Here is a 1,292-nt window from a genome sequence, read left to right as displayed (position 1 = left end):
CGCGGCGCCGGCCAGGCCCAGGGCCAGGCCGACGGCGGTGGCGGTCCGACAAAGAAGGGCCCGGCTGCGGGCAAGGGAATCCAACACGCGGTCAAACGTCATCGTGGTTCTCCGGGCAGCGGCAAGCCGCCCGTGCTGAGACAGGGAAATCGAAGAAAGGGGTGCACGGCGCTGCACGGGGGGGGACGAGGCCGCCAGGGGCCATCGATCCCGGCTTGTCGCGGACGGCAACAAGCGCATGGCGCGACGCGCGGGGCGTACGGTCGCGGCTCGGCCGCGACAAGTCTTCACTCGTTCATCACGGGCGCGATGCAAGCCACGCCGGGCTGGTATTTCTGCCGCTTCATGATGTGTCGGCGCGACAGGCGCTTCATCGCGGCGCCCCGGCCGGCGCCGACGGCGCGTCGAACAGGACCCGCCCGACCGCGGCGCCAATGACGCCGCCAGCGATGGGCGCGAGCCAGAACAGCCAGAGCTGTCCCAGCGCCCAGTCGCCGGCGAACAGCGCCACGCCGGCACTGCGCGCGGGGTTCACCGAGGTGTTGGTGACCGGGATGCTGATCAGGTGGATGAGCGTGAGCGCCAGTCCGATCGTCAGCGGCGCGAAGCCGGGCGCCGCCTGGCGCGAGGTCGCGCCCAGGATGACGAGCAGGAAGCAGGCGGTGAGCACGACTTCCGTCAGCGCGGCCGCCGCCAGCGAGTAGCCGCCCGGCGAGTGCGCGCCGTAACCGTTGGCGGCGAAGCCGCGGCGGCCAGGTCGACGCCCGGCTTGCCGCTGGCGATCACGGCGAGCACCGCGGCCGCGGCCACCGCCCCCAGCACCTGCACGACGATGTAGGGCAGCACGCCGCGCGCCTGGAAGCGCCCCGCCACGCACAGCCCGACCGTCACCGCCGGATTGAAGTGGCCGCCCGACAGCGGCCCCACCGCATGCGCCATCGTCAGCACCGACAGGCCGAAGGCCAGCGAGACACCGAGCAGTCCGATGCCCGATTCCGGAAAGGCGGCCGACAGCACGGCGCTGCCGCAGCCGCCCAGGACCAGCCAGAACGTGCCGACGAATTCGGCGATGAGCGCTTTCAAGATCCTTCTCCCAGTTCGTGCCGCAGGAACAGCGGCGGGCGGACTGTAGGAAGGGCCTGCGGGAGGGACCAGCGTCGCTGACGATTGTTGACGTTTGGTCCGTCAGCCGGCGGCGCGGGGCAGCTCGATGAAGAACAGGTTGCCGTCGTCGGCCGGGCGCCAGCCGGCGTCGCCGCCATGCCGCCGGGCCACCGAGCGGACGATGGCCA

Annotated in this window: 1 protein-coding gene and 1 pseudogene; both read right to left on the bottom strand. The window is 72.1% G+C overall.

From position 1 onward, the window contains the following. Window positions 1–370 precede the first annotated feature (370 nt). Window positions 371–1,083: pseudogene (gene aqpZ / locus FUT87_RS27375) on the bottom strand (aquaporin Z). Window positions 1,084–1,185: 102 nt separating this feature from the next. Next, a partial coding sequence (locus FUT87_RS31900; RefSeq protein ID WP_404935475.1) for a hypothetical protein occupies window positions 1,186–1,292 on the bottom strand: 107 nt, incomplete at its 5' end.

The organism is Mitsuaria sp. TWR114 (genome assembly GCF_007997345.1).
The sequence above is the reverse complement of the archived record's forward strand: the minus strand, read 5'-3'. Positions and strand labels throughout refer to the sequence as shown.